The organism is Nakamurella sp. A5-74, assembly GCF_040438885.1.
GTDB lineage: Bacteria > Actinomycetota > Actinomycetes > Mycobacteriales > Nakamurellaceae > Nakamurella.
In genome coordinates this window covers 3,494,268-3,518,895 of the sequence record NZ_CP159218.1, presented here as the reverse complement: position 1 = coordinate 3,518,895, position 24,628 = coordinate 3,494,268, and the positions used below count along the sequence as shown (strand labels likewise).

Annotated in this window: 21 protein-coding genes; 15 read left to right on the top strand and 6 right to left on the bottom strand. The window is 69.2% G+C overall.

Annotation, left to right across the window (positions count from 1 at the left end; all coding sequences use genetic code 11):
* Window positions 1–26 precede the first annotated feature (26 nt).
* On the top strand, window positions 27–1,364 hold the full coding sequence (gabT, locus tag ABLG96_RS16105) for a 4-aminobutyrate--2-oxoglutarate transaminase (RefSeq protein WP_353648349.1): 1,338 nt from the start codon (window positions 27–29) through the stop codon (window positions 1,362–1,364).
* A gap of 4 nt (window positions 1,365–1,368) precedes the next feature.
* On the opposite strand, the gene ABLG96_RS16100 is transcribed toward gabT, so the two are convergent.
* Both ABLG96_RS16100 and ABLG96_RS16095 read right to left on the bottom strand, forming a co-directional pair.
* Window positions 1,369–3,237 carry a hypothetical protein gene (locus ABLG96_RS16100; protein WP_353648348.1) on the bottom strand — a complete coding sequence of 623 codons (1,869 nt, stop codon included), beginning with the start codon at window positions 3,235–3,237 and terminating at the stop codon, window positions 1,369–1,371.
* On the bottom strand, window positions 3,234–3,821 hold the full coding sequence (locus ABLG96_RS16095) for an RNA polymerase sigma factor (protein ID WP_353648347.1): 588 nt from the start codon (window positions 3,819–3,821) through the stop codon (window positions 3,234–3,236). The genes ABLG96_RS16100 and ABLG96_RS16095 overlap by 4 nt, the downstream gene beginning before the upstream one ends.
* A 166-nt stretch (window positions 3,822–3,987) precedes the next feature.
* On the opposite strand from ABLG96_RS16095, the gene ABLG96_RS16090 reads away from it, so the two are divergent.
* From ABLG96_RS16090 to ABLG96_RS16040, 11 genes are all read left to right on the top strand, one after another.
* Window positions 3,988–4,803 carry a GNAT family N-acyltransferase gene (locus ABLG96_RS16090; RefSeq protein WP_353648346.1) on the top strand — a complete coding sequence of 272 codons (816 nt, stop codon included), beginning with the start codon at window positions 3,988–3,990 and terminating at the stop codon, window positions 4,801–4,803.
* Window positions 4,800–5,693, top strand: a complete 894-nt coding sequence (locus ABLG96_RS16085) for a lysophospholipid acyltransferase family protein (protein ID WP_353648345.1) — start codon at window positions 4,800–4,802, stop codon at window positions 5,691–5,693. The genes ABLG96_RS16090 and ABLG96_RS16085 overlap by 4 nt, the downstream gene beginning before the upstream one ends.
* Entirely contained in the window at window positions 5,693–6,883 is a 1,191-nt protein-coding gene (locus ABLG96_RS16080; protein ID WP_353648344.1) for a cysteine desulfurase family protein, read from the top strand. Before ABLG96_RS16085 ends, ABLG96_RS16080 begins: the two co-directional genes overlap by 1 nt.
* Window positions 6,880–7,974 carry a tRNA 2-thiouridine(34) synthase MnmA gene (gene mnmA / locus ABLG96_RS16075; protein ID WP_353648343.1) on the top strand — a complete coding sequence of 365 codons (1,095 nt, stop codon included), beginning with the start codon at window positions 6,880–6,882 and terminating at the stop codon, window positions 7,972–7,974. Before ABLG96_RS16080 ends, mnmA begins: the two co-directional genes overlap by 4 nt.
* Window positions 7,971–9,026, top strand: a complete 1,056-nt coding sequence (locus ABLG96_RS16070) for a methionine synthase (RefSeq protein ID WP_353648342.1) — start codon at window positions 7,971–7,973, stop codon at window positions 9,024–9,026. The genes mnmA and ABLG96_RS16070 overlap by 4 nt, the downstream gene beginning before the upstream one ends.
* A gap of 97 nt (window positions 9,027–9,123) precedes the next feature.
* Entirely contained in the window at window positions 9,124–9,621 is a 498-nt protein-coding gene (locus tag ABLG96_RS16065; RefSeq protein ID WP_353648341.1) for a MarR family winged helix-turn-helix transcriptional regulator, read from the top strand.
* A 68-nt stretch (window positions 9,622–9,689) separates the two neighbouring features.
* Entirely contained in the window at window positions 9,690–10,904 is a 1,215-nt protein-coding gene (locus ABLG96_RS16060; RefSeq protein WP_353651549.1) for an MFS transporter, read from the top strand.
* A gap of 119 nt (window positions 10,905–11,023) precedes the next feature.
* A complete protein-coding gene (gene ligA, locus ABLG96_RS16055) occupies window positions 11,024–13,147 on the top strand; it encodes an NAD-dependent DNA ligase LigA (protein WP_353651548.1) in 2,124 nt (707 codons plus the stop codon).
* Between the two features lie 47 nt (window positions 13,148–13,194).
* Window positions 13,195–14,148, top strand: coding sequence for an ABC transporter ATP-binding protein (locus tag ABLG96_RS16050; protein WP_353648340.1), 954 nt, complete (start codon window positions 13,195–13,197; stop codon window positions 14,146–14,148).
* Window positions 14,145–15,764, top strand: a complete 1,620-nt coding sequence (locus tag ABLG96_RS16045) for a polyketide antibiotic transporter (protein WP_353648339.1) — start codon at window positions 14,145–14,147, stop codon at window positions 15,762–15,764. The genes ABLG96_RS16050 and ABLG96_RS16045 overlap by 4 nt, the downstream gene beginning before the upstream one ends.
* A complete protein-coding gene (locus ABLG96_RS16040; RefSeq protein WP_353648338.1) occupies window positions 15,761–16,243 on the top strand; it encodes a MarR family transcriptional regulator in 483 nt (160 codons plus the stop codon). Before ABLG96_RS16045 ends, ABLG96_RS16040 begins: the two co-directional genes overlap by 4 nt.
* 86 nt (window positions 16,244–16,329) lie before the next feature.
* On the opposite strand, the gene ABLG96_RS16035 is transcribed toward ABLG96_RS16040, so the two are convergent.
* The 3 genes from ABLG96_RS16035 to ABLG96_RS16025 form a co-directional block, all read right to left on the bottom strand.
* Complete coding sequence (locus tag ABLG96_RS16035) at window positions 16,330–16,812, bottom strand: SRPBCC family protein (RefSeq protein ID WP_353648337.1); 483 nt, start codon at window positions 16,810–16,812, stop codon at window positions 16,330–16,332.
* Between the two features lie 59 nt (window positions 16,813–16,871).
* A complete protein-coding gene (locus tag ABLG96_RS16030) occupies window positions 16,872–18,272 on the bottom strand; it encodes a polysaccharide deacetylase (RefSeq protein WP_353648336.1) in 1,401 nt (466 codons plus the stop codon).
* Window positions 18,273–18,493: 221 nt separating this feature from the next.
* On the bottom strand, window positions 18,494–19,186 hold the full coding sequence (locus ABLG96_RS16025) for an amino acid-binding protein (RefSeq protein ID WP_353651547.1): 693 nt from the start codon (window positions 19,184–19,186) through the stop codon (window positions 18,494–18,496).
* 316 nt (window positions 19,187–19,502) lie between these two features.
* Between ABLG96_RS16025 and gatC the strand changes: the two genes are divergently transcribed.
* Genes gatC through gatB form a run of 3 tightly spaced genes read left to right on the top strand, consistent with a single transcriptional unit; the run spans window position 19,503 to window position 22,893 of the window.
* Window positions 19,503–19,814, top strand: a complete 312-nt coding sequence (gene gatC, locus ABLG96_RS16020) for an Asp-tRNA(Asn)/Glu-tRNA(Gln) amidotransferase subunit GatC (RefSeq protein ID WP_353651546.1) — start codon at window positions 19,503–19,505, stop codon at window positions 19,812–19,814.
* Window positions 19,811–21,358, top strand: a complete 1,548-nt coding sequence (gene gatA / locus ABLG96_RS16015) for an Asp-tRNA(Asn)/Glu-tRNA(Gln) amidotransferase subunit GatA (RefSeq protein WP_353648335.1) — start codon at window positions 19,811–19,813, stop codon at window positions 21,356–21,358. The genes gatC and gatA overlap by 4 nt, the downstream gene beginning before the upstream one ends.
* 41 nt (window positions 21,359–21,399) lie before the next feature.
* Window positions 21,400–22,893 carry an Asp-tRNA(Asn)/Glu-tRNA(Gln) amidotransferase subunit GatB gene (gene gatB / locus ABLG96_RS16010; RefSeq protein ID WP_353651545.1) on the top strand — a complete coding sequence of 498 codons (1,494 nt, stop codon included), beginning with the start codon at window positions 21,400–21,402 and terminating at the stop codon, window positions 22,891–22,893.
* Window positions 22,894–23,286: 393 nt separating this feature from the next.
* Here gatB and ABLG96_RS16005 read toward each other — a convergent pair whose 3' ends face one another.
* The gene (locus ABLG96_RS16005) at window positions 23,287–24,558 is read right to left on the bottom strand and encodes a PQQ-dependent sugar dehydrogenase (protein WP_353648334.1); all 1,272 of its coding nucleotides are present in this window, start codon (window positions 24,556–24,558) and stop codon (window positions 23,287–23,289) included.
* Between the last annotated feature and the right edge of the window lie 70 nt (window positions 24,559–24,628).

Below are 24,628 nucleotides of genomic sequence, written 5' to 3'. Positions count from 1 at the left end.
GCTCACCGACTGTTCCAGGAGCAACCATGACGACCACCGAGACCGCCCTCCCGCAGCGTCGTGAGCTGCGCACCGCCATCCCCGGCCCGCAGTCCCAGGCCCTGCACGCCAGGCGGGCCGCGTCGGTCAGCGCCGGTGTCGCCTCGACCCTGCCGGTCTACGTCGCCGACGCCGGTGGGGGAGTGATCGTCGATGTCGACGGGAACTCGCTGATCGACCTCGGTTCGGGGATCGCTGTCACCTCCGTCGGTAACAGAGACCCGAGAGTGGTTGCGGCAGTGCAGGATGCGGTGGCCCACTTCACCCACACCTGCTTCATGGTGACGCCCTACGAGAGCTATGTCGCGGTGGCCGAGAAGGTCAACGAGCTCACCCCCGGCGGGCATACGAAGCGCACGGCGCTGTTCAACTCCGGGTCGGAAGCCGTGGAGAACGCGGTCAAGATCGCCCGGTTCGCGACCGGGAAGCCCGCGGTGGTGGTGTTCGACCACGCCTACCACGGGCGCACCAACCTGACGATGGCGCTCACCGCCAAGGTCGCTCCGTACAAGAAGGGCTTCGGCCCGTTCGCCGGCGAGATCTACCGCGCGCCGATGTCGTACCCGTTCCGCGATCCAGAGGGCTACAGCGGCAAAGAGGCTGCACAGCGGGCGATCTCCATGATGACGACCCAGGTCGGCGTCGACCAGCTGGCGGCCGTGCTGATCGAACCGGTGCAGGGTGAGGGCGGGTTCATCGAGCCCGCCGACGGTTTCCTGCCGGCGCTGTCGGAGTGGTGCACCGCCAACGGCGTGCTGTTGATCGCCGACGAGATCCAGTCGGGCTTCTGCCGGACGGGCGATTGGTTCGCCTGTGATCGTGAGGGGGTTGTCCCCGATCTGGTCACCATGGCCAAGGGGATGGCCGGCGGGATGCCCCTGGCAGCCGTCACCGGCCGCGCAGAGCTCATGGATGCCGTCCACCCGGGTGGGCTGGGCGGTACCTACGGTGGCAACCCGATCGCCTGTGCCGCAGCGCTCGCCACGATCGAGACCATGCAGCAGGACAACCTCAACGCCGCCGCGCGGCACATCGAACAGATCATTCTGCCGGCCCTGCGAGAGGTGGCCGAGAAGACCGGCCGGATCGGCGACATCCGCGGCCGCGGCGCGATGATCGCCGCCGAGTTCGTCACCCCCGGCACGAAGGACCCCGACGCCGCGGCGGCGGGAGCCGTCGCGAAGGCCTGCCACGCCCAGGGTGTGGTGGTGCTGACCTGCGGTACCTACGGCAACGTCATCCGGCTGCTGCCGCCGCTGGTGATCGGTGACGATTTGTTGCGCGAGGGCCTCGGGGTGCTGACGGCGGCGATCGAGGCGCTCTGAGTTGCTACCGGTAGATGGAGCGAGCGACGGCCAAAACGGTATCCGCAGGAACGTTTCCGCAGACCTCGGCTCCGCCGGCTGTCGCGTCGGCCCACCTGACGCAGTGCTGGACCCCGTTCTTGGACGTGACGAGGGTTGCTGGGTGCGACCCCACCGTGGTGCTACCCGGTCCGTCGGCTCTTGGGGCCGAGCGCATCAGACCTTGACGGACGGTGAGAACGGCACTCCCTGCGCTGAAGGTCTGGACGACGGTGCCATCCTCCAACTCGGCGAACGGGGGAAAGACTGGACGCTCGGGGTCGAGGATCTGTGGGAATGCCTGATTGCCGTTTCCTTCGACGAATCCTTGGGGCAGCACCCTCGGTTTGAGAAGAATGGGGAACGGCGTGGAACGCGACCCTGCACGGGCTCCGTCCTCGGCGGTCGCCGGGGGAGTGGAGTCGAGTTCGAGGGTGGCGACGAAGGGCGACAGACCGATATCTACGCAGGCAGTAGGTTCGGGCGTGCTCACCGGTAGGTAGTGGTAGCTGGTCAGGATCAGCCGGCCGGCGCGAGTGGTGGCAGTCAGTCGATAGAGATCTGTGTCGCACGCCCCGCGCACCTTCGCGCCGGTCGTCACTGCCACGGTGTTGCCGATGCGGATCGCCGAGTACCAGGGTACGGCCCCGATCAACACGAAGTCCCGGCCGCTGACGGTGATCCGCTGAGCGGGCTCGGCGCCCGCGGACGGTGTGCCGCTGGGGGTGGACGGTGCAGCGCCGGAGTTAAAAGGATCGGTCGATCGGGAGTTGTAGATGGAACGGGCCATTGCGATCAGGGCATCGTCGCCGCCGGACAGCACGCCGCACATCAGCGTGTTTCCGGCCCGGTCATCCTTCCAACCCAGACACCGCTCGCCGGGGCTGTTGTTGCCCTGGAGCACGGCCTGGTACCGGCCGATCGTCGCGACCAACGCCCGGGGACCCTTCTTCGGCAACGACTCAAGACCCTGGGTGATGGCCAGGCGCTGACCGCCGCCGCTGTACGACTGTCCGATCGGACTGTCACGGCTGGCGGGGGACTCGTACCCCGGTGCGGCAGGGAACAGGGGCCGGGCTGGATCGGCGACCTGGGGGAAGTAGGAACTCGGCGGCTGTGCAACGAGTCCGTCCGGCAGGCCATGGGGAATGAGCACCGTGGTCAGTGCCTGGTGTCTGCCGGTCGGTGCCGAGCCGTCGACCACTGATTGCGGCAGATCGAGATCCGTGGGGACGGCCGCGACATAAGGAGGGAGGGCAATTCCTGCGCACATCGTCGGCGCCACAGCACCGACTGGGTCGTACCGATAGCTGGTCAGCACCAGATCGTCATCCCGGACGGTGACGGTCAGGCGGTAGAGATAGATGTCGCAAGCGCCGCGCATCTCGGGGCCGGTCGTCACCGCGACGGTGTTCCCGGACCGCATGGCGCGGTACCACGGCACGGGTCCACCCCGTCGGTACTGCTGGGTGCCGACGGTGATGATCGGCGGTGCTGGGTCGGCCTCCGTCCCCAAGCTGGAGGTGGTCGTCCCTGCGCTCGGCCCGCTCGGTGCCACGCCCGCCGTCGGTCCGCTCGACGGAGCCGTCGACGACAGGATCAGGACGGTGGCGGTTGCCGCGGCGATCAGCCCACCGGCCACGGTGGCAGGTGCCCACCAACGACCGCGGGGCCGACGGGCCGGGAGCAACGAGGCGATGGACGGTTGCCGAGTCGGAGTGAGATCTGCTGCAGCAGTGGCGAAATGCTTGCGCAGTGCACTGTCCATGGTCACGTCGTCACGGGTCACGTCGCCACGGGCCTCGTCATCCGGTGTGCCGTCGACCGACGACGGATCAGGATCTGGCTTCGTCATGATGTCTCCTCGACGATCAGCAGGGAACGCAGCTTCGCGCGGGCATCGCGCAGGGTGGACTTGACGGTGCCGTCCGCACAGCCCATGACGGCGGCCACCTCTGCGATGGGCAACCCGATCGCGTAGAACAACGTGATCGCGAGTTGCTGGCGGTCGGTGAGCATCGCCACTGCCCGGTTCAGATCGACTTTTGAGGCCATATCGGACCTGTCCTGCCGGACGTCGCGATCGGATCCCGCGATGGCGGACAGTTCCGTGGTCCTGGGCCGGGACAGCGTGCTGCGGTGCGCCTTGTAGGCCCGGTCCGCGACGATCGCCAGCAACCAACTGCGGGGCGCGCCCCGGTCGGCGTCGAACTGGGATCGCTTGTGCCAGGCGGCCAACAGCGCCTCGGCGAGCACGTCGTCGGCGGACGGCCCGGCCAGCCTGGTGGCCAGCAGCGCCATCGAACGCCAGTGCGGACGCACCCAGGCGTCGAACCCCCGGGCATCGAGCATCGACACCGCCTCGACGGACACGCCGTCGATCCGCACCTCGTCGGCCGCCGCCTCGTCCACCGCCGCCCCCGCCCGTCCGCCGCTCATACCTGATCTACCCCCCGGACGCCGGATCGGTGGGGCCCGGTTGCAGGAAATTCCGGCTTCCGCATCGCGCCGGCGGGTGAGCTCGACCTGATCCTTCACCCGATCGTCGACAACGCGTCACCCGAGTTCGGTACGGCTGTCCGTCTTCCGCGCCCACGCTCATCGCGTGACGACAACCGAGTTGCTCCTCGACGCACCGGATCCACACCGCCCCGCCACCGACAGCTACCGACTGACGCTCGCGTATTCCGCCGAAGACGTCGACGCCGCCCGCCGCCTCCGGTTCGACGTCTTCAGCACCGAGTTCGGCGCCCTCACCCCCGGCCCCGACGGGCTGGACGCCGACGAATTCGACGATCTGTGCGATCACCTCATCGTCTGGCACACCAGTACCGATCGACCCGATCACCGCGAAGCCGTTGCCACGTACCGACTTCTGCCGCCTCATGCCAACGATGCCAGCCCGCTGGCCGCCGGTCTGTACTCCTCCGCCGAGTTCGACCTCTCGCCACTGGAGCCGCTGCTGGGGAGTGCGGTCGAGGCCGGCCGATCCTGCGTGCGCGCGGATCATCGTTCGGGAACGGCGGTCTCGCTGCTCTGGGGCGGCATCGCCCGGTACATGCACCTGTCGGGCTACCGCTACCTGATGGGCTGCGGGTCCGTGTCGCTGGCGGACGGGGGTGGCGCTGCCGCAGCATTCGACGATCTGGTGCAGCGCAAGCATCTTGCGCCCGATCACCTCCGTTGCGCCCCGCGGCGCACCTTCGATCCGGTCGGGATCGAGCGGCCTGCCCGGCCCGCGATCCCGCCGCTGCTCAAGGGATATCTGCGGCTGGGCGCGGTCGTCTGCGGATCGCCGGCACTGGACGTGGAGTTCGGGACCGCCGACTTCCTGGTGTTGCTCGATCTGGAGACCGCGGACCAGCGGTACCTGCGCTTCTTCGCGGGCGAGCGCCCCCCGGCCGGGCAGAGCTCACGATGATCTGCCGTCGACCGGCCTGCACGCCGGGCTGCCTGGATGCCCCTGCGGCCGAACTGCGCCGCGGACGGATCGGGCAGCTCGCGGTCCTGGCGCGCGCGCTCTGGGCGGTGCTGGCGTCGGTGGTGCTGATCCATCTGCTGACCCACGGTGCCGGAACCCGGGCCGAGCGGCGCGGTGCGTGGCTGCTGCACCGCAGGTCCGCTGCCATCCTCCGCTCGCTGGGAATCACGGTCCACACGCGTGGCACCCCGCGGGAGGGCGGCGCCCTGGTCGTCGGAAACCACCAGTCGTTCCTGGACATCCTGGTGATGTCGGCGCAGACCCCGGTGCACCAGATCGCCAAGACCGAGGTCGGCGGCTGGCCGGTGGTCGGCGCGCTGGCCACCCGGACCGGGACCCGGTTCCTGGACCGATCTGCCCTCTCGACGCTGCCCCAACTCGTCGACGATGCGGTGCTCCTGCTCCGCAGCGGACGCAAGGTGCAGGCGTTCCCCGAGGCCACCACCCGCTGCGGTGGAGCGATCGACGAGTTCCACCGGTGTGTGTTCCAGGCAGCCATCGACGCGGCCGTGGTCGTGGCACCGGTCACTGTCCGGTACACCGGTCCCGATGGCTCGCCGGTCACCGCAGCAGCCTTCGTGGGCGATGAGACACTGACCGACTCGCTCCGCAGGGTGCTGGCCCTGCGCGGTCTGACGGTGCAGGTCAACTGGTTGTCGCCGATCCCGGCGATCGCCGGCACCGGGCACCGGGCCACCGACCGCCGGCGGCTCACCACCCTCGTGCAGGACGCGGTGGCCCGTGATCTGCAGGTGCCCGTCGTGTGGCGTTCCGGTCGTCGTCTTGCGGATGTCCCGACCACGCGGGTGGGCGCCTACGCTGGAGCGTGATGGTGTACCTCGATCATGCTGCGACCACCCCGATGCTGTCGGCGGTGGCCGCTCGCATGTCCGAGGTACAACGGGATCCGCTGGTCGGTAATCCGTCGTCGCTGCACACGGCCGGCCGACGCGCCAGGCGCATCGTCGAGGAGTCGCGCGAGCAGGTCGCGGGGGCCTTCGGCGCCCATCCCAGCGAGGTCCTGTTCACCTCCGGTGGCACCGAGAGCAACAACCTCGCGATCGTCGGTCTGTACCGAGCCCGCCGTACCGCAGATCCGGCCCGGCGACGCATCCTGGTCTCGCCCGTCGAACACCATGCGGTGCTGGAGGTCGTGGAGAGCCTGGCCATGACCGAGGGAGCCCAGCTCGACTGGCTCCCGGTCGACCCGGCCGGACGGGTGCTTCCAGAGAGCTTCGCCGCCGCTCTGCAGCGTGACCCGCAGAGCATCGCGCTGGCCACCGTGATGACAGCGAACAACGAGATCGGTACCCTCACCGCGATCCGGGACCTGGCACACCAGGCTGCCGAAGCCGGTGTCCCGCTGCACACCGACGCCGCCCAGGCCGCCCCGGTGCTGCCGATCGACTTCGGCGCCGACGGTGCGAGCGCCGTGTCGATCACCGGTCACAAGCTCGGGGGTCCCGGTGGCACCGGGATCCTGTTGCTGCGCAGGGATGTTGCCCTCACGCCGTGGCTGCACGGTGGCGGACAGGAGCGCGGCCTGCGCTCGGGAACCCTGGACACCGCAGGCATCGCCGGCCTGGCCGTCGCAGCATCGGATGTCGTGGCGCAGCGGGCGGATCGCGCAGGTCGGCTGACGGCACTGCGCGAGCAACTCTTCGACGGCATTCTCGCCGCACTGCCGGACGCGGTCCGCACGGTGGGTCCGGACGTCGGGCAGCTCCCCGGGATCGCCCACCTTCGTTTTCCGGGCGCCGAGGCCGAGACGCTGCTGATGCTGCTGGACCGGGCCGAGGTCCAGTGCTCGGCCGGAGCGGCCTGCAGCGCAGGGGTCACCCGCGCGTCGCACGTCCTGCTGGCACTCGGTCTCGACGAGGACGCTGCCCGCAGCGGCCTGCGATTCTCGTTGGGGCACACCAGCACCGAGCACGACGTGCAGGTCGCGATCGCTGCTGTTCCGGAGGCGGTGGCCCGTGCCCGCGCGGCCGCCCGTCCCATCCCGGTGGGCGCCCGATGAGGGTGCTGGCCGCCATGAGCGGTGGTGTCGACTCCGCCGTCGCCGCAGCGCTCGCCGTCGACGCCGGCCACGACGTCACGGGCGTGCACCTGGCGCTGTCCAGGCAGCCGGGGACGCTGCGGACCGGCTCCCGCGGTTGTTGCACGGTCGAGGACGCCTTCGACGCGCGCCGGGTCAGCGACCTGCTCGGGATCCCGTACTACGTCTGGGATTTCAGTGCCGAGTTCGCCCGCGACGTGGTTGATGACTTCCTGGCCGAGTACCGCGCCGGGCGCACTCCCAATCCCTGTCTGCGCTGCAACGAGAAGATCAAGTTCGAAGCCCTGCTGGACCGGGCGATCGCACTCGGCTTCGATGCGGTCGTCACCGGTCACCACGTCGGTCTGGTCGACGGCATCCTGCAGCGCAGCGTCGATCCGGCCAAGGACCAGTCGTACGTGCTGGCCGTCCTCACCCCGCAGCAGCTGGCGCACACCATGTTCCCGCTCGGACAGATGACCAAGACGCAGGTGCGCGCCGAGGCTGCCCGCCGCGGCTTCGCGGTGGCTGCCAAGCCCGACTCCTACGACATCTGCTTCATCCCGGACGGCGACACCCGCGGTTATCTGACCGAGAAGCTCGGTGCGACCCCGGGGCCGGTGGTGGATGCCGACACCGGGGAGCGGATCGGTACCCACCAGGGACATTTCGGCTTCACCATCGGCCAGCGCAAGGGCCTGGGCATCGATCACCCGGCGGCGGACGGACGTCCACGCTTCGTGTTGGGGATCGAGCCGGTCAGCGGGACCGTCACCGTCGGTGGACAGCAGCACCTGGACATCATCCGGATCGAGGCCGGGCACCGGATCATCTTCTCCAGCGGACGGTCGCCGGAGTTCCCGTTGCGGGCACGGGCCCAGGTCCGGGCACACGGCGCCGCCGTGCCGGTCCGGGTGGAGCTGATCGACGAGGTGTTGCACGTGACGTTCGACGAGCCGGTCCAGGGGATTGCCCCTGGCCAGAGCGTGGTGCTGTACGACGAGAGCGACACGTCCGTCATCGGTGCGGCGACCATCACCGCTTCCGTGTCGGCGGCCGAGGCGTCGGTGTGACCAGCGATCTTCCGTCGACGGCCAATCCGCCGTGGGGGAGCGGGACAGCCTCCGGCAGTGGGGTGCTGCCCGGGACCGATGTCGACGAGGCGATCAGGACGATCGCCGGTGAGCTGACCGCGCTGCCCTTCCAACCGGACCTGCCCGATCGCGGAGTCGGCGCCGACCCGCTGGGTCGCTGCGTCGGGCTGCTCGTCGATCTCCATGCCGAGGTCGTGCCTTCCGGTTGGCGGGTCACCGCGAGACCGGGGCGGGACGTGGTGCGCGCCACTGACTTCCGGGAGCGGGACCTCGACGCGGTGGAGCGGCATCTGGCGGGTGCTCCGGCGCTGAAGATCCAGGTGCTCGGGCCGTGGAGCTTGGTGGCCGGACTGGAGACCAGGGCCGGCCACCGAGCGGTCACCGATGCCGGCGCGGTTGCAGACCTGATGGAGTCCTACGGCGAGGGCTTGCGCCGACATCTCGCCGAGTTGGCCAGGCGGTTGCCGGGGACGGACTTGTTGGTGCAGGTCGACGAGCCTGCACTGGAACAGGTGCTCGCCGGATCGCTGCCGACGGCCAGTGGGTTCGGCACCGTGCGCTCCGTGAGCGCCGACGTCGTCCGTCAGCGCCTGGATTCCTTCGCCGTCACGCTGGTCGAGACGAACCCGAGCACCGTGCTTGCCCTGACCGGCGTCCGGCCCGGGACCTGGTGGCCTGTGTTGCAGCGGTGCGGGTTCACCCGATTCGCCGCCGAACTGCCCGACCTGGAACGCACCCGCTCGCTGGACGTGATCGGGGAGGCGATCGGTGACGGAGCCGGTCTGCTGGTGACCGTCCGGCCGTCCGACGAACCTGATCTGGTCGAACAGACCTGTCGCCGGCTGCTGGCCGGCTGGCGGGCTCTCGGTTTCGCCGAGGATCAGCTCGCCCGCTCCGTCGTCCCCGTGGCGGGAACGCCTGCCGGGGCACCGGCGGTGGCCAAGGGTCTGCGATCAGCGGTGCAGGTGGGGGCTGCCCTGCTGGATCCGCCGTCGTCCTGGCGGGAAGGTCTGATCACTCCCGGACGCTGAGGAGCAGATCAGTGTCCGAGGGGCTCGAAACCGCGCGTGATCCGGGGAACATCCACCTGCCTTGAGATACATAGGTGCCCTATGCAAATATATTGAGGTGATCGAAACCGTCCAGGAGTCCCTCGTCGACGTGGGCAGCAGACTGCTCACGGCTGTTGCCGGCTTGAACCGTTGGGCGACGGCGCAGGCCCAGACCCCGTTCGACATCCCGTATGCCCAGCTGCGGTTGCTGTCCCTGGTCGGGCAGCTCGAACCGGTACGCGTCACCGAGCTGGCCGAGGCCGACAACTGCTCGCAACCCACGGTGACGCAACAGATCCGCAAACTGGCGGCGCTGGGCTGGATCGATCGCGCCGACGACCCCGACGATGCTCGTGCATCACTGTTGTCGCTGTCGGCCCGGGGGAACGCCGCGATCGGCCAGGCGCGGGCAGCGCGGGCGCGGGCCATCGTCCCGCTGTTGGCCGATCTCGAGAAGGCAGACCGCGAAACCCTCGTCCGCGCAACGGATCTGCTGACCCGACTGGCGGCCACCTCATCGATCGACCACCGACACCCGAACCGTCGCACCGGTTCCGAACGAGGAGAATCATGACCACCGTCCACCGTCCGTCCCCCGCTGCAGCCACCGTCTCCGGCGGGCCGCCGGCAATCACCGACAGCATGTGGAAGCAGCCGAAAGCGGTCTGGGCCGTTGCCTTCGCCAGCGTCATCGCGTTCATGGGCATCGGTCTGGTGGACCCGATCCTCAAGCCGATCGCCGAGCAGCTGTCGGCGTCCGCCTCCCAGGTGTCGTTGCTGTTCACCAGCTATCTGGTGGTGATGGCGGTCGCCATGCTGATCACCGGCTACGTCTCGAGCCGGCTCGGCGCCAAGAAGACCCTGCTGCTGGGCCTGGCGATCATCATCGTCGGTTCGGTGCTCGCCGGGTCCAGCGCGGGCATCGGCGGGATCATCGGCTGGCGAGGCGTCTGGGGACTCGGCAACGCCCTGTTCGTGGCGACCGCGCTGTCCACCATCGTCGCCTCGGCCCGCGGCAGCGTCGCCCAGGCGATCATCCTCTACGAAGCCGCGCTGGGTGTCGGCATCGCCGTAGGGCCACTGGTCGGCGGTGTGCTGGGCAACATCTCCTGGCGCGGCCCGTTCTTCGGGGTCGGCGTGCTGATGGCGATCGCTCTCGTCGTCACCACCTTCCTGCTGCCGGCGACCAAACCGACAGGCACGCCGATCAAGCTCGGTGATCCGTTCCGGGCGTTGGCACACAAGGGACTACTCAGCATCGCGCTGGCCGCACTGCTGTACAACTTCGGCTTCTTCACACTGCTCGCCTTCACCCCGTTCGCCCTGGCGTTCAAGGCAATCCCGATCGGAGGAATCTTCTGCGGCTGGGGTCTGGCACTGGCGTTCAGCTCCGTGGTGATCGCCCCGATCGTCCAGCGCTGGTTCGGATCGCTGCGCGCGGTGATCGGCAGCCTCACCTGCTTCGCGCTGATCCTGGCCGTCATGGCGGTGTTCACCGACAGCAAGCCTCTGCTCATCGTCTGTGTCGTCGTGGCCGGATTCTTCCTGGGCATCAACAACACTCTGGTCACCGAGATCGTGATGGAGATCGCCCCGGTCGAGCGTCCGGTGGCCTCCGCCGCCTACAGCTTCGTCCGCTTCGGTGGCGGAGCTGTCGCGCCGTGGCTGGCCGGCAAGCTGGGTGAGGAGTTCGGGATGCATGTGCCCTTCTGGGTCGGCGCGGCCGGTGTGCTGGCCGGCGCGGTGCTGCTGGTGCTCACCCGGTCGTTCTTCACCGGCCTGGACCACCACGCGCCGCCCGCCGAGGGCAGTGTCGAGCTGGCGGACGATCTGACGGTTGCCCAGGCCGGCGCCTGAGGTCACGACCTGAAGCCATGACCTGAGGCAACGCATCCCGGTTCGCTGTCGGTGTGCGGTCGTAGGGTGGGCGCGTGAGGAAGAGCATCAACGACACAGGTACCGAGACGGGTTCTGGCGTGAGCATCGACAACACTGCGATCGATCCCGACGTGCAGCGCCGGCATGCCGAGCTGGCCGAGCAGATCACCGGTGCCCAGTTCCGGTACTACGTGCTCGACGCTCCGACGATGGCAGATGCCCAGTTCGACGAGCTGCTCCGCGAACTGCAGCAGCTCGAGGACGCCCACCCGAGCCTGGCCACGCCCGATTCACCCACCCAGCGGGTGGGCGGCGGCTTCGCGACCGGCTTCGCACCCGTCGAGCACGCGGAACGACTGCTCAGCCTGGACAACGTGTTCTCCGCCGACGAACTCGCCGGATGGCTGGATCGCACGCTGAAGGCCACCGGCGCCGAGGGGGTCCGCTGGCTCACCGAACTGAAGATCGACGGCCTCGCCGTCAACCTGACGTACGAGCGCGGCCGGCTCACCCGTGCCGCCACCAGGGGTGACGGCCGGGTGGGGGAGGACGTCACCCTCAATGTGCGCACCATCGAGTCCATCCCGCACCAGCTCCGCGACGACGGCGGCCACGACATCCCCGAGCTGGTCGAGGTCCGGGGCGAGATCTTCTTCCCACTGACCGCCTTCGCCGAGTTGAACGCGTCGCTGGTGGCGGCCGGGAAGGCGCCGTTCGCCAACCCACGCAACTCCGCGGCCGGGTCGCTCCGGCAGAAGGACCCGAGGGTGACGGCCTCCCGCAAGCTCGCGATGCTCTGCCACGGCATCGGCGCCCGCCGGGGGTTCGACATCCAGCGGCAGTCCCAGGCCTACGAGCGGCTCGCGGCCTGGGGGCTGCCCATCTCCGACCACAACCAGGTGCTGGACACTGCGTCAGAGGTCGCCGCCCGGGTGGCCTACTGGGCCGAACACCGGCACGACGTCGCGCACGACATCGACGGCCTGGTCGTGAAGATCGACGACATCGCGCTGCAGCGACGGCTCGGCTCGACCTCGCGCGCCCCGCGGTGGGCGATCGCCTACAAGTACCCGCCGGAGGAGGTCACCACGCTGCTGCGGGACATTCAGGTCAACGTGGGGCGGACCGGCAGGGTGACCCCGTTCGCCGTCCTGGAACCGGTGTTGGTGGCCGGATCGACGGTCGGCATGGCCACGCTGCACAACGCCTCCGAAGTGGTGCGCAAGGGCGTCAAGATCGGCGACACGGTGGTGATCCGCAAGGCCGGCGACGTGATTCCCGAAGTGCTCGGACCGGTCGTCGAGCTCCGGGCCGGCCGGACGATCCGCGATTTCGTGATGCCGACGCACTGTCCGGAATGCGGAACCGAACTGCGGCCGATGAAGGAGGGGGACATCGACATCCGGTGTCCCAACTCCCGCTCCTGCCCCGCGCAGCTGCGGGAACGGGTGTTCCACCTGGCCGGCCGCGGAGCCTTCGACATCGAGGGTCTCGGCTACGAGGCGGCATCGGCCCTGCTGGAGGGGGGTGCGATCGCCGACGAGGGCGACCTCTTCGCTCTTGACAACCGTGCGCTGCAAGGCATTCCACTGTTCACCACCAAGGCCGGAGCGCTCTCGGCCAACGGTCGCAAGTTCCTCGACAACCTCGGGATCCGCAAGCAACAGCCGCTGTGGCGGGTCCTGGTGGCGTTGTCGATCCGGCACGTGGGTCCGACCGCGGCTCGCGCGCTGGCGCAACACTTCGGCGACCTGGATGCAATCCGCACTGCAGCAACATCATCCGTCGACGACCTCGCAGCGGTCGAGGGCGTCGGTCCGACCATTGCTGCGTCCGTCCGAGACTGGTTCGACGTCGACTGGCACGCCGAGATCGTCGAGAAGTGGCGGGCGGCCGGCGTGCGGATGGCCGACGACGTCACCGACCGTCCCGAACAGACTCTGGTCGGTCTGTCGGTGGTGGTGACCGGATCCCTCGAGACCTTCTCGCGCGACGAGGCCAAGGCTGCGCTGCTGGAGCGTGGGGCGAAGGCCGCCGGTTCGGTGTCGGCGAAGACGGCGTTCGTGGTGGTCGGGGAGGCGCCCGGTTCGAAGTACGACAAAGCGGTCTCGCTCGAGGTGCCGATCCTGGACGAGACCGGCTTCCGGGTGCTGCTCGAACACGGTGCAGAGGCAGCGCGAGGGGTGGCCCAGATCGGGGAGCGGGACGCCGAGGACGCATAGTTCGTAGTATTCACAAAAGCCTGAACATAGGCGTAGGGTCATGCTCCATGAGCACTGATCTGGTGGTGGAGACGCGCGGTCTGCAGAAGCGGTTCGGTACGACGGCCGCCCTCGACGGCATCGATCTGGCTGTCCGGGCCGGGGAGGTGCACGGCTTCCTCGGCCCCAATGGCGCGGGGAAGTCGACCGCCATCCGGGTGCTCCTCGGGCTGCTGCGGGCCGACGGCGGTACCGCCCGGGTACTGGGCCGCGACCCTTGGGCCGACGCCGTCGCCGTCCACCGGGAGATCGCCTACGTTCCCGGTGACGTGGCGCTGTGGCCGACGCTGTCGGGCGGTGAGGCGATCGATCTGCTCACCCGGCTCCGTGGGGGCGCCGACCCGGCGCTCCGTGAACGGCTGATCCGAGACTTCGATCTCGACCCGACGAAGAAGGCCCGCAGTTACTCGAAAGGTAATCGCCAGAAGGTGGCGTTGATCGCCGCGTTGGCCAGGCCCGCCCGGCTGTACATCCTCGACGAGCCCACCAGCGGGCTCGACCCCCTCATGGAGGAGGTGTTCCGCCACGAAGTGGAGCGGGTCCGGGCAGACGGCGCCAGCGTGCTGTTGTCCAGCCATCTGCTCGACGAGGTCGAAAAACTCTGTGAGCGGGTCACGATCCTCCGCGCGGGGCGGGTCGTGGAGAGCGGAACGCTGGCTGAGCTGCGTCACCTGACGCGGACCAGTTTCCGGGTCGGCACCCGGGCCGACCCGGCCGGGATCGCCCGTCTGCCAGGTGTCCACGATCTCGAGTCCGAACCCGGACAGCTCGCCTTCGACGTGGATACCGAAGCAGTGCAACAGGTTCTGCAGACGCTGGTCGTCGCCGGAGTGAGCACCCTGACCGTCACTCCGCCGAGCCTGGAGTCGTTGTTCCTGCGCCACTACGGTTCCGACCCGGAAGACAGCTCGGCCCGGGCAGCGGGGTCGGCATCGCGATCGGGATCGGGATCGGCACCGTGATGGGCACCGTGCTGACCCTGGTCCGGATGCGCCTGCGGCGTGATCGCGTCGCGTTGACCGTCTGGGTCCTCGGAATCACCGCGCTGGTCGGGGGCGCCTCGTCAGCAGTGATCACCGAGTTCGGTGATCCCGACCAACAACGTCAGCTGATCACCCTGGCGCTGACGACCCCTGCCCTGCTGGCCTTCCGTGGGGTCCCCAACGGGTTCTCCTCGGGGTCCATCATCTGGTTCCAGCTGTTCACCTGGTTGGCGGTGCTCATCGGTCTGCTGAACACGTTCCTGGCCTCCCGACACGGCAGAGCGGAAGAGCAGGACGGCCGCCGCGAGCTGCTGGCCTCGACCCCGATGGGCCGGATGACGCCGATTGTTTCGACGCTCGTCGTGGGGATCGTGGTCGACGTGCTGATCGGGATCCTGTCAGCTGCGGCGCTGGTGGCCGTCGGCGAGTCCATCGTCGGCGCGGTCACGGTTGGCGCGACCTTCGCAGTGACCGGACTGCTGTTCCTCGGGATCGGGCTGCTCGCCGGTGAACTGCTGCCGACGGCCAGGGCGGCCAACTCCTGGGGAGTGGGCATCGTGCTGGGGAGCTACGTCGTGCGAGCGGCCGGGGACGCCCTGGGTACCGCCGACCTGGCCGCCGGAACCCTGACGCCGTCCTGGATCGGATTGCTGTCCCCGATCGGTTGGGCCGAAAGAACTCTGGCGCTCAGCGCCAACCGAGCGGTGTGGTTGGTTCCCGGTCTGGTGTGCGCCGTCGCCGCCATCGGTGTCGCAGCGATGGTGGGAGCCAAGCGGGACCTCGGCGCGAGCCTGGTCACCGAGCGCCGCGGACCGGCGACCGCGTCGCCGTCGCTGCACTCGACCCTGTCACTGGCTCTGCGTCAACAGCGCGGATCGGTGCTGGGGTGGGCGCTCGGTGCCGCCGTGCTGGGTGGGGTCACCGGCTCGCTGGCGACCGCGATCGGCTCGGCAGCAGTGCAGAACTCGGCGATCAGCCGGGTACTGCGGCAGCTGGCGCCGGGAGGTGACGTCAGCGCGCAACTGGTGACCGTCTTCACCGCGGCGATCATGACGATGATGGGCATCGTGGCAGCCGCCGCCGGCGTCCAGGCGGTGCTGCGGACCAGGGCGGAGGAGACCGAGGGGCGTGCTGAGCTGCTGCTGGCATTGCCGGTCGGGCGGGTGCGTTGGATGGTGCAGACGGTGCTGATCGCGATCGCCGGCTGCGCCGTGGTGCTGCTGGCGGCCGGACTGGCCGCCGCGCTGTCGTTCGGAGTCCGCGGCAACTCCGCGGCCGGCTGGCGTGCGCTGCAGCAGGCCGCCGTCGAGTTCCCCGCGGCCGCCGCCGTTGCAGCGGTGGCCGGTCTCGCGCTGAGTACGGTCCCCCGATGGGCGATCGGAATCGGTTGGGGCGCATTGGGTCTGGCTGCGGTGCTCGCGTTGTTCGGCGGTCTGCTATCGCTACCGTCGTGGCTCGTCGACATCAGTCCCTTCGCCCATGTGCCCGCGGTGCCGCTTCGATCGGCGACGGCGCTGGTGGTGGTCGCGACGGTCGGCATCGTGCTGGTGGCGGCGACCGGAGTGACGGCGCGACGGCGGGAGTGGACGGCGTGAGCACGCTGGTCGGTGCGGAACTCGAGGCGGTACGGGTGTTCACCGAGCGGGCGGCGGCCGAACTGATCCGGTCCGGCTTCCCCCGGGTGCCGGCCGGGGTCCTGATGGCCCTGACCGGCAGTCGGCAGGGCCGGCTGTCGGCCGCCGAACTGCGTGCTGTGTTGCAGGTGAGCGCGGCCGCGATCTCCTCGGCCGTCGGCTATCTGGACCAGATCGGCATGATCACCATCTCGACGGTCCCCGGCACCCGCCGCCACAGCTACTTCGTCGGCGAGGATCCGTGGTTCACCCGGATCGCCGCCACCGACACCTACCGACGTTCGGCCGACGCGATCCGGACCGCGGTCCTGGAGTTGCCGCCCGCCTCTGCCGGCGCGCGCCGGGCGGGCGAGATGGCCGACTTCCTGACCTTCTGCGCCGACCGGGTGCCGGACCTGGTGCAGGAGTGGTTGGCCGCGCGCAGCGGCAACGCCGACTGATCGTCGGAGCCGGCGGCGCAGGCGAACACGAACGACCGAGCAGGTTGTCATCGACTGAACCGGCGACCTGGCCCGCCCGGAACAGCTCAGCCCGCTTCGATGATCTGCTTGATCCTGGCCAGGGTCACCGGAATCTCGGCGACCGCCGCCCGGTGCCGGTCGTCGATCTGCTGCTGCGCCTGCGGCCCGAATTTCTGCTGGAAGTACTCGATCCCGGCGGGGAGGAACTCCCACGTCTCGGTGAGTCGGGTGCCGGTGCCCTCGGGCGACATCGTGTAGCTCCAGCTCACCAGCGACGCGTTCACCATCCAGGCGAACTCGCGGCCCCGATCGGCGACGGCAACCCTCGACCTGGTCTCCCAGGTGCGATCGGCGGTCACGTTGCGGCCGTGGAACCAGCTGTCCACCCGGGGCCCGTCCACATCGGGCTCCTCGCCATCGGCCCACCAGCAGGCCTCGCAGATGGGGCTCCATTCGCCCGTCCTGCGGACATCGGAGACCACGTCGTAGACCGTCTCGGCAACAGCGTCGACAACGATCGAATCGGTGAACGCCAGGGACTCGGTCATGTGGTCTCCCTCGTCGAGCGGACAGCGCGGTTCTGCGCCCACCGCTGTGTGGACGGATGTCAGCCGGTGGTCTGACCCAGCTCCGGTTGCTGCGCCTGCAGCTGGGCCAGCCGCGCCGGATCCTGCACCTTCATCCAGGCGATGACATCGCGGAACGGCACGCACTGGGTGTCGGCCTTGCCGCAGGTGTCGGCGACGAACGTGCCGATGGCGTCGGAGTAGGCGTTGTTGTTCCACTGGTTGAAGTGGTTGCCCAACACCAGCGGCGCCCGGTTTCCGGCGAGCGCGGCGTTGTACATGTCCTCGTACGTCTGCACCACCTGCTGGGAGTCCTTCGCGGACTGCGCCGGATCGGTCGGGGTGTTCGCCTCGAGGTTCACGCCCTCCTGGCTGTACCAGAAGTTGTAGTCCATGGTGATCTGCACGTGCTGGGCGCGCTGACCGGGATCCAGGAGCGTGTTGCCGGAGATGGTGCCGTGCATCGGGAACTCGGCCATCCCGAACTGCCAGATGCCGTTGCCGGCGGCCTTGGTCGGCCAGGTGATGCCGCGACGGGTGAAGGAGCTGTCGTACTCCATCTTGTGCGACGTGAGCGCGGGGTACAGGTCCTCGGCATGTCCTTCCAGGCACGGCGTCCGCTCGCCGCTGATGTCGGCGGCCTTCAGCTTGAGCGCGGGCAGCTGCGCGTCGGGATTGTTCGCCTGATAGTTCTTGACCAGCGAGAAGAACTGGTCGAGCTCGCTGTTCCAGTCGGCGGTGCTCCACTCGCTGCCGCCGCCCGGTCCGCAGAAGTGCCCGTTGAAGTGGGTCCCGATCTCCATCCCGGAGTCCAGAGCCTGGTTCAGGTCGTTGATCTCGACCGGCAGATCGGCCGGCAGGTTCCAGTTGATGTCGGACGCGCCGACCGCGTGCTGCGGACCCTTGTAGTGGTCCTTCGTGCCTTCGGTCAGCATGTACGTCCCGGACAGGAAGCCGGTGAAGCGGAACGGCACCTTCTTGCTGATCCCGAACCAGTACTGCCACTTCTCGTTCCAGCCGACGCCGTCGAAGGAGACGATCACGAACTGTGGTGGCTTCTCGCCGGCCTTGAGCTTGTGGGGGATGTACCCGTCCGGCAGTGCGACCCCGTCCTGCGGGTTGTCGAAGCTGCCGGTGCCGGGCTCGGCCTGGCTGGACGGAGTGAGCGGGGTGCTGCTGCTCGCCGAGCTGCGCGGCGTCGTCGACGGCGCGGCGGTGCTTGTCGGATCTGCGCTGCTGGGCCCGGTGGCCGGGCTGCTCGGAGGCGTCGTGCTGCCGTTCGTGGAGGTCCGGCTCGGCTGGCCGTTGCCGTCCTCGCTCGCCGGGACGGTCACCTTCACGGTCACCGGACCTTCCGAGGCCGTCGAGCTGCACCCGGCCAGCAGGACGGCGACGAGAGCGGTCGCCGTGGCGGCGGTGGCGCGAACGCGTCTGATACGCACTGGATCACTTCTTTCACTTCGCAAGGCGGTCGAGAGCGCACCGAGTTCCGGGGCCGCAATCGGTGTTCGATGTCAGGACGCACGGGCCATGGGCAGGTTGCTGTGATGCGGCAGACACACCCGTGCCCCGAAGCCAACGGTACCCGCGCCGCCGCGGCGGACTCCTCGCTGCGGCTTCGTCCTGGGCCGATCGCGGGGGGCCGGACTGCCCGTCGGGACCATCAGCCGGCAGGAGCGTCCCAGCTGCCCGGAGCCGGAGCTCGCCCGGACATCACCGCGGCCAGCATCGCCAGGTGTGCCAGGCGACCGACCTCCGACCTGCGCAGAGCGGGCCCACCGGGCCGGCCGATCAGCACCGCCTCACGGGAGGAACCGATCGGCGCCGCGGCGAGTTCGGTGCCCACTGCGCGCCACGGCTCCGGAACCCAGTTCTCCTCGATGTCCAGCACGGTCGGCCCGGTCAGCGGTGCCCAACCGGGGACGACGCCCTCGAAGGACGGCACCCCGCCGCCGCCGGCGAGCAGTTCGACGGTGCCGTCGTCCCGGACGCGTACCACTGCGGCCCAGCCGGCCCGCAACACGTCGGGCAACAGCTCAGCGAGGACGTGGTAGGCGCGTTCCGGTTCGCCGGCCAGTGCCTCCACGAGTTCCCACTCGCGGTGCGCGTCGGCGATGCCCGGATCCGGCCGGACCGTCTCGACCCGCACGCCCGGCACTGACTCGGCGGCGGTGATCAGCACATCGGGGGACTTGCCCTTGGGCATGTCGACGACCAGGTCGTCGACGGCATGGCCGTGCGAGCGTTCGACGATGTCCATGGCCAGGATGTCGGCGCCGACAGTGCCCAACGCGGTGGCAACCGCGCCCAGGGTGCCGGGGCGGTCGGGGAGCTCCAGGCGCAGCACATACGACACTCGGCCCACGCTCCTTCTGCTCGCTCGCCGTGCTCCGGTCGGGGGAACGTGCGACTCCCCGGCAGTATGCCGCGAGCCTGCCGCAGCCAGGGTGCGTGACCGGCGTCCGCAGTGTTACCAGCAGATCACACTCGGGTGGGGCGTCGGCGCGTCGGTGCCGGGCGACCGGTCGGCGGCCGCAGCGTCGCCGCCTAAACTGGAGGGTCGAGACAGGCGTCAGGCGCAGCGCAGTTCATCCCCGCACACCACAGCGGGACCGACAGCAGGCGAAAAGAGGATCGTGTCCGCACTTCAGGAGAGCAACAGTGGTGTCAGCATCGCTGCCCAACAGCCGGCACTGACCAGGGATGATGTTGCACACCTCGCGCATCTGGCCCGACTGCAGCTCACCGAGCCCGAACTTGACCTCTATCGCCGGCAGCTGGACGTCGTTCTGCACTCGGTGGCCAGGGTGAGCGAGATCGCCACTGCCGACGTCGAGCCGACCACCCACGCCGTGCAGCTGGTGAACGTCTACCGCCCGGACGTCGTGGTGCCCGGTCTCGAGCACGCCGCTGCGCTCGCCGCCGCGCCGGCGACCGACGAGGGACGATTCAGGGTTCCGCAGATCCTGGGGGAGGAGGAATGAGCACAGTGAGTCCTTCGGCAGACCTGACCCGGCAGACCGCTGCCAACCTCGCCACCGCCATCGCCTCCCGCGAGGTGAGCGCCGTCGAGGTGACCCGCGCTCATCTCGATCGGATCGAGGCCGTCGATGCGGACGTGCACGCGTTCCTGCACGTCTCGGGCGAGCAGGCGTTGGCAGCCGCAGCTGCCGTCGACGAGTCGCTGCAGCGCGGCGAGGCTCCGGCGTCCCCGTTGGCCGGAGTTCCGTTGGCGCTCAAGGACATCGTTGTCCAGCAGGGAGTCCCGACCACGGCCGGATCGAAGATCCTCGAGGGTTGGCTCCCGCCCTACGACGCCACCGTCACCCAGCGGCTGGTCGCTGCCGGGATCGTCATCCTCGGCAAGACGAACCTGGACGAGTTCGCGATGGGTTCCTCCACCGAGAACTCGGCCTACGGTCCCACCCGCAACCCGTGGGACCTGACCAGGATCCCCGGCGGGTCCGGCGGCGGTTCGGCGGCCGCGTTGGCCGCCTTCGAGGCGCCGCTGGCGATCGGGACCGACACCGGCGGATCCATCCGGCAACCGGCCTCCGTCACCGGCACCGTCGGCGCGAAGCCGACGTACGGCGGCGTCTCCCGGTACGGCGTGATCGCGTTGGCGTCCTCGCTCGACCAGGTCGGGCCGTGCGCCCGGACCGTGCTGGACACGGCGATGCTGCACGAGGTGATTGCCGGCCACGATCCGCGCGATTCCACCTCGATCCCGCAGCCGGCGCCGAACGTCGTGGACGCGGTCCGCCGCGGGCAGAGCGATGGCGTCGCCGGGATGCGGATCGGCATTGTCAAGCAGCTCGGCGGTGACGGCTACCAGGCCGGTGTCAGCGAGTCGTTCGCGCAGGCGGTGGCGACCCTGACCGCAGCCGGCGCCGAGATCGTGGAGGTCGACTGCCCGCACTTCGAGTACGGGTTGGCCGCCTACTACCTGATCCTGCCGTCGGAATGTTCGTCCAACCTGGCCCGCTTCGACGCGATGCGGTACGGCCTCCGGGTGGAGCAGCGGCCGGACGGCACGCTGATCGAATCGGCGGAACAGGTGATGGCCGCGACCCGCGGTCAGGGATTCGGCGCAGAGGTCAAGCGCCGCATCATGTTGGGCACCTACGCGCTGTCGGCCGGATACTACGACGCGTACTATGGCTCGGCGCAGAAGGTCCGGACCTTGATCCGACAGGACTTCGAGCGGGCGTACGAACAGGCGGACGTGCTCATCTCGCCGTCCTCGCCCGTCACGGCGTTCGCGATCGGCGAGAAGGTCGACGACCCGATGGCCATGTACCTCAACGACCTCGCGACCATTCCCGGGTCCCTCGCGGGGATCCCGGCGATGAGCGTGCCGTCCGGCATCGCGTCCGACACCGGACTTCCGGTCGGCCTGCAGATCATGGGCCCAGCGCTCGGCGAGCTGCCGATGTACCGGGTGGCCGCTGCCTTCGAGGCTGCCTATCTTGCCGAGCACGGCACCCTGGTGCCGGATCTCGCACCCGCTCTGGAGGGAGCCAAGTGAGCGACCACACCGCAGTGACCGGCGCGCCGGTGGAGGCTGGGATGATCGACTTCGACGAGGCCCTCGAACTCTTCGATCCGGTGATGGGCCTGGAGGTCCACGTCGAGCTCGGCACCGCGACCAAGATGTTCTGCGGCTGTCCGAACGCCTTCGGCTCTGCACCCAACACCCAGGTCTGCCCGGTGTGCCTGGCACTGCCCGGCGCGATGCCGACGGTCAACGCCCAGGCCGTCGAGTTCGCGACGCTGATCGGCCTCGCACTCAACTGTGAGATCGCGCAACTGTGCCGGTTCTCCCGGAAGAACTACTTCTACCCGGACATGCCCAAGAACTTCCAGACCAGCCAGTACGACGAGCCGATCGCGTCCAACGGTCACCTCGACGTCGACCTCGGCGACGGGGAGATCTTCCGCGTCGAGATCGAGCGGGCCCACATGGAGGAGGACACCGGCAAGTCCACCCACGTCGGCGGGCTCACCGGTCGGATCCACGGCGCCGAGTACTCACTCCTCGACTACAACCGCGCGGGCGTACCACTGGTCGAGATCGTCACCAAACCCATTGTCGGAACAGGGAAGTCGGCGCCCGTCGTGGCCCGTGCCTATGTGGCGGCTCTCCGCGATCTGCTGCTGACGCTGGGTGTCTCCGATGTCCGGATGGACCAGGGATCGCTGCGCTGCGACGTCAACCTGTCGCTGATGCGCAAGGACGCAGGAGAGTTCGGCACCAGGACCGAGACCAAGAACGTGAACTCGCTTCGTAGCGTGGAACGTGCTGCGCGGCACGAGATCTCCCGGCAGGCGGGGATCCTGGAAGCCGGCGGGACGATCGTCCTGGAGACCCGACACTTCGACGAGACCACCGGCACCACCAGCTCCGGTCGGCCCAAGGAGACTGCCGAGGACTACCGCTATTTCCCGGAACCCGACCTGGTGCCGGTCGTCCCGGACCGGGAGTGGGTGGAGAAGCTCCGCGCCGGTCTGCCGGAGCTGCCGTGGCTGCGCCGCGCGCGGCTGCAGCGCGACTGGGGCTTCACCGATCTGGAGATGCGCGACCTGGTGGCGGCCGACGGCGTGGTGCTCGTCGAGAAGACCGTCGCCGCCGGCGCCACCCCGGCCGAGGCGCGGTCGTGGTGGAACGCCTACCTCGGTCAGCGGGCGAACGAGCGGGGGGTGACCCTCACCGAGCTGCCCATCACGCCCGAGCAGGTGGCCGCCGTCTCGGCGCTGGTGCGGGACGGTGCGCTGAACGCGAAGCTCGCCCGTCAGGTGATCGACGGCGTGCTGGCCGGCGAGGGTGAGCCGCAGGACGTCATCGCGGCGCGCGGGCTGGCCGTGGTGAGTGACGACGCCGCCCTGCAGACCGCAGTCGACGAAGCTCTCGCCGCGCAGCCGGCCATCGCCGAGAAGATCCGCAGCGGCAAGCTGCAGGCCGTCGGTGCTGTCGTCGGTGCCGTGATGAAGGCGACCCGCGGTCAGGCCGACGCCGGCCGGGTGCGGGAGCTGGTGCTCACCACCCTGGGCGTCGAAGGCTGAATTATCTCGCGAGTCCGCGAATGGTCGCGGCCCCGGGGTGCCGCTCTGACCGTTTCTACGCCCATCGAAAACACCGGTGATCGAGCGAGTGAGGAACGAGCGAGTCGAGATCCTGATTGATCCACAACGGGGGTCTCGACTCCTTCGTCGCTCGACCAGCGCGTTTCTCGGTGATCGAGCGAGTGAGGAACGAGCGAGTCGAGATCCTGATTGATCCACAACGGGGGTCTCGACTCCTTCGTCGCTCGACCAGCGCGTTTCTCGGTGATCGAGCGAGTGAGGAACGAGCGAGTCGAGATCCTGATTGATCCAGAACGGGGTCTCGTCACGCTCCTTCGTCATCTGCTCCTTGTCCTGAGCGACGAAGGAGTCGAAGGGGACCACCGTAGGAACTCAGTCCTTACCGCCGCCGCCACCGCCACCCGAGGACTGGATGATCACGACCCGGTCGTCGGCGGCGATCGACTTGCCCTTGCCGTCCTTGTTGGACGTGGTGGCCCAGAACAGTTCCTGCTCGGTCCCGGCGCCGCCGAGCTCGAGCGTCAGCAGTCGGCCGTAAGTCTTGTCCACCAGTGCCTTCGGTGCTCCGGTGAAGGAGCCGTCGGTGTCGGTGTCGAGAGCCACGACCCGTTGGGCCGGTAACGAGGTGAAGGCGAGCTGGCGCGAGGCCTGCGCACAGTCGTTCGCACCGCCCTCGGCGGCCTTCCAGGTCCAGATCGTGTTCGGCGGCTTCGCCGCGGAATACTTGGCACCCGATTTGGGGGCGATCACGACATCGGCCGCTGCACGGTGGTCGATCGCGGCAACCGAGTTGTTGACCAGGCACATCCCGGTCACGTCGGTGAAGCCGGACGCGAAGATCGCCGACCCCGCCGTCGGGTTGCCCTTCGACGGCTTGCCGAAACCGTCGACGCGCAAGATCTTGCCCGCCAACGACTTCGGATCGGTGGCCAGCTTCGCTGCCCCGGTGTCGCCGGTGCCGATGTAGAGCTGTCCGTCCGGGCCGAACAGGATCCGGCCGCCGTTGTTCTTCCCGCCCTTGGGGATGCCGGTGAAGATCGCCTTCGGGGTGTCGCCCTTCGCGATCCGCAGGATCCGGTTGTCCTTCGCCGTGGTGACGTAGGCGTAGATCAGCCCGTCCTCACCGAACGACGGCGACAGGGCGATCCCCAGCAGGCCGCCGGTTCCGGAGGAGTCGAGGTCGCGGACGGTTGCGTACTCCGCGGGTTCGGTCTGTGGGGCGACTGTGAGGATCTTCCCGGTGGTGCGTTCGCCGACCAGCGCCGACTGATCGCCCGGCAGCAGAGCCAGACCCCACGGGGCCGCCAGACAGGCAGCGACCACCGCCGGATCGGTCGGGCGGCACGGGTCTTCCGGGGGCGCCGAGGAGCTCGAGGGCGCCGAGCTCGAGGGAGCGCTGGGATCCGACGACGACGGAGATGGTGAGGCGCTCGCGGTGCCGCCGCCGAGACCGGGAACGACCGGCTGGATGACCTCGGGCGTCAGCGACGGTTGGGCGCCGAAGCTGGATTGCGGCCGGGACAGATCGGCGCACCCGGCCAGCAGCAGGAGCGCTGCCGCAGACCCGACCCAGCACGGCAACGCGCGCGGGCTTCGGCGAGGCGGGCGGCGGGCGACGCGGCCGCGGGGTGGGTGTCCGGACATCACCACCACGGTACGCAAGCGCCCCTCGCGGCGGGCTGGAACCGGGCGGCGGCGGCCAGCGAGCCCGTGA